The 3828-nt window shown below is 61.8% G+C and carries 3 protein-coding genes; all 3 read left to right on the top strand.

The window, feature by feature from the left end:
* The first annotated feature begins 88 nt into the window (after window positions 1-88).
* Window positions 89-511: a hypothetical protein gene (locus ACH2EI_RS15795; protein ID WP_395154357.1), complete on the top strand. Its 423-nt coding sequence runs from the start codon at window positions 89-91 to the stop codon at window positions 509-511.
* Window positions 508-2625: a DEAD/DEAH box helicase gene (locus ACH2EI_RS15790; protein ID WP_395160745.1), complete on the top strand. Its 2118-nt coding sequence runs from the start codon at window positions 508-510 to the stop codon at window positions 2623-2625. The genes ACH2EI_RS15795 and ACH2EI_RS15790 overlap by 4 nt, the downstream gene beginning before the upstream one ends.
* A gap of 174 nt (window positions 2626-2799) precedes the next feature.
* Window positions 2800-3828, top strand: a 1029-nt coding sequence (locus ACH2EI_RS15785; RefSeq protein WP_395160743.1) for a DUF4011 domain-containing protein, incomplete at its 3' end; no start/stop codon positions are given.

Genomic DNA, 3828 nt, shown 5'->3' with positions numbered 1-3828 from the left:
GTGCACGATCGCTTCGCAGCCGGGGAGTCGACCCGATCGATCGCTCGTGACTACGCGGTCTCAGAGGCACAGATCAACGAGGCATTGCATGCCATCTGGCCGAGTCAAGCGGCAGCTTGAGCCCGCCCCGTTCGAGTTTTTCCTCGACCGCGGGCTCGGCCGCTACAACGTCGCGAAGATGCTGCGCTCTCACGGTCACGTTGTGCACGTGATGGCGGATGTCTATCCCGACGGTGCAGATCAGACGATGGATGACCCCGACTGGATGCTTGACGTCGACAATCGAGGCTGGGTCGCCCTGACCAAAGATGCCTCCATCGTTCGAGCCCACCGGAACGATCTCGAATCGTCGAGCCTGCGGATGTTCTCCCTTGACAGTTCCAAGCTGACAGGCGAGCAGATGGCGGCACGATTCGAACTCCATCTCAATCGAATCATTCAGCGCTGCTCCAAACCGGGTCCGTTTTTCGACGTGCTCCACGCACGCTCGATCGAACGCCGATATCCGTGAGCGATTTCGACCGGCTGCATCCCTCCATCCGCCACCACATCGTCAACACGCTCGGCTGGCCCCGCCTCCGGCCACTGCAAGAGCATTCGATCGCTCCGGTACTCGACGGTGAGCATGGGATCTTTCTGGCGCCGACCGCCGGCGGTAAGACCGAAGCTGCGATGTTCCCGGTGTTAACGGCGATCGCTCACCACGGCTGGCAACCGGTAAGCGTGATATACCTGGCCCCGCTTCGGGCCCTGTTGAACAATCTCCTGCCACGGCTCGAGCTGTACTGCAGTTTCGTCGGCCTCCGTGTCGGACTGTGGCACGGCGACACATCGCCCAGTGAGCGGGCGCGGATGATGGCCGAGCCGCCCGACATCCTTTTGACCACGCCCGAGTCACTTGAAGCCATGCTGATCTCACGGCGAGTCGATCAGGATTGGCTGTTCCCAAATCTGCACACGGTCATCATCGACGAGGTACATGCCTTTGCCGGCGCCGACCGCGGCTGGCACCTCAAGGCCGTCCTCGAACGGCTCACACACGTCGCCGGTCGCGACTTGCAGCGCATCGGCCTGTCGGCCACGGTTGGAAACCCCGAGGAGCTGCTCGAATGGCTCACCGGATCGAGCACCGCGCCACGCCGAATCGTCAATCCACCGGCTGAGGTCCTTGCCGAACCCGAAGTGACCCTCGACTACGTCGGCACACTCGACAATGCCGCCACAGTGATCAGTCGATTGCACAAGGGTGAGAAACGACTGGTCTTCGTCGACTCCCGCAAGCGGGTGGAAGAACTCGCGCTCGCACTTCGTGCGCTGGACGTCACGACATATGTGTCCCACGGGTCGCTGGGGCGAGACGAGCGGCACCGTTCTGAGCAGGCATTCGCCGAGGCCACGAATTGCGTGATCGTGGCGACCAGCACGCTCGAACTGGGTATCGACGTCGGCGACCTCGATCGCGTGATCCAAATCGACAGCCCCCCGACCGTCGCCGGGTTCCTCCAACGAATCGGGCGGACCGGGCGCCGTGCAGGATCGAGCCGCAACGCTCTGTTCCTGACGACGTCGCACGAGTCGTTCCTCACCGCAGCCGGCCTCCTTCGGCTGTGGGCCTCCGGCTACGTCGAACCGGCTACGCCACCCGAATTCCCGGCCCACCTTCTTGTGCAGCAGCTCCTCGCGCTCACTCTGCAAGAGTCAGCGCTTGGGCTCGGCTCGGTTACGTGGACCGAATGGCTCGGCGACCCGCCGGCACTGGGCCAAGAAGCCATGGAACAGGCTGGGCCACTTCTACAGCACCTGCAGAACATCGGCTGGATCCACAGCGATGAGGGTGTACTCAGCCCCGGCCCAGAAGCCGAACGCTCCATCGGCAAACGTCACTTCCTCGAGCTGACGTCGGTGTTTGTTGCCGACCCACTCGTGTCAGTGCGACATGGCCGAGTCGAACTGGGGCAAGTCCCCGACATCGCCATCACTGCTGCGTTCTCGGTCAAAGGTCGGCCGCCGGCGTTACTCCTCGGTGGGCGGTCATGGAAGATCAACGACATCGACTGGAAACGCCGTATTGTGCGCGTCGAACCGACCGACCTGCAATCAAGCGTGCGCTTCTCAGGAGGTGCACAGCCGCTCAGCTACGAGCTGTGTCAGTCGATTGCTGCAGTGCTCGAAGGGGCTTCGCTCGAACCGGTGACGCTGACGGCACGAGCCGTGGAGGCGCTTGCCGACGCTCAAGGCGAGATACGCGGTGCACACCCCGGCCGCACGGTGATCGTCTCCGGTGAGAAGTCACCGCGCTGGTACACCTTCGCTGGGCTGAAGGCGAACCTCGAACTCGCCGCCCGGCTGACGGGCCTCCGCTCACAGGCCGGGCAGAAGGACAACCTCTACATCACCCTCGACGAGGGAGTCACGAAAGAGCAGCTTCGAGCGGCAATCAGCCAGGAGACCCTGCCCGAAGAACTCGAAGCGCTCGCCGCAACCGCCAGCGGCGCATTGAAACTGGAGCAGGTCCTGCCCGAAGCGCTGATCACCGAGATCATGGTTCGTCGGCTGCGGGACGCGGCCTCTGTGACTAAGGTTGCTGCTGCCCCTATCGACACGGCCGAAGTTGCTGTGGACTGAATAAGTCCACGCTGCGGAGCACCTGTATCGACAGTATCCCAGACGGGACTATGGTCACGTTTGGCGGCGGCCCTATGGCTTTTGCCCAAGTCGTGCTCTCAGCGAGCAGGCGAATCACTGGGCGTTGGACTAATTTTCCAGTCTCGCCACATGTGGCGATACGAGGAGGCACAAATGAAACGAGAATTAGCCGCTGCTGAGAACGCAAAGCTGAAGCTGCAGATCGAGACGTGGCAGAAAGAACTCGTCAATCTCACCCGCCGCAACCGCCTCCTCTACTTCAAGCACACGAAGTCGGCAACGCTTGAGATCACAGCCCCACACGCTGACACCGTATGGAAGACACTTCTCAACGGTGGTTGGCACTTCTACTCGCCACCCGAACCGAAGTCCGGCAGCGACGATACGGAGCTCGCCGATGTCCGCCCGGCCCGTGGTCCGAAGCCCGACGAGTTGGTCACAGACAAGTTGGTCCCGAATGATCTGACGAGATCGCTCCGGAATCTCGAACGAAAGGCCGGCCAGGCCTACATCGATACCGGGCTCAAAATTCTGTATCTCTGTTTCGAGATGCTGCGGTGGGTCGACCCGAAGGACGGCAAGCCGGTTGACAGCCCGATTCTTCTCTACCCAGTTGACATCGTTCGCGACGCTACTCAATCCTCTTTTCGCCTCGTCGCTTCCGAAGGCGACCCAATCATCAACCCCTCGCTCATCATAAAACTCGAGTCGGACTTCGGCCTCGACCTGGGATTGAACGGTGACAGCGAGGATCTCGATCCCACCACGGTCCGAGCCGCACTGCATTCCGCCATCGCAGACCAGCCCGAATGGTCCGTCGAAGACCGTGTGGTACTCGGCACGTTCACCTTCCACCGTGAGGCGATGTACCAGGATCTCGTTGGCAATGCCGACAAGGCTGCTGCGGAGCCGCTGATCCAGGCCTTGGCGATCGGACCCTCAATCGCGGAGGCCTACGACTTCGAGTTTGATCCGTTGACGGACGACGAGATGGACGCCAAAGCCCCTCCAGAACTCCACGTCAGCATCGGCGACGCTGACTCGACCCAACGGGCCTGCATCGTGGCTGCACGCGACGGCAAGACGTTTGTCATGGACGGCCCACCCGGCACCGGCAAGAGTCAGACGATCACCAACATGATCGCTGAACTGCTCCACGCAGGAAAGAGTGTCCTGTTCGTC

The sequence above is a fragment of the Ilumatobacter sp. genome (assembly GCF_041688325.1).
Taxonomy (GTDB): domain Bacteria; phylum Actinomycetota; class Acidimicrobiia; order Acidimicrobiales; family Ilumatobacteraceae; genus Ilumatobacter_A.
The sequence above is the reverse complement of the archived record's forward strand: the minus strand, read 5'-3'. Positions and strand labels throughout refer to the sequence as shown.

Excerpts from the sequence above, each read along its gene's own strand:
- ACH2EI_RS15795 (WP_395154357.1), top strand. The coding sequence starts at position 89 with ATGCCATCTGGCCGAGTCAAGCGGCAGCTTGAGCCCGCCCCGTTCGAG.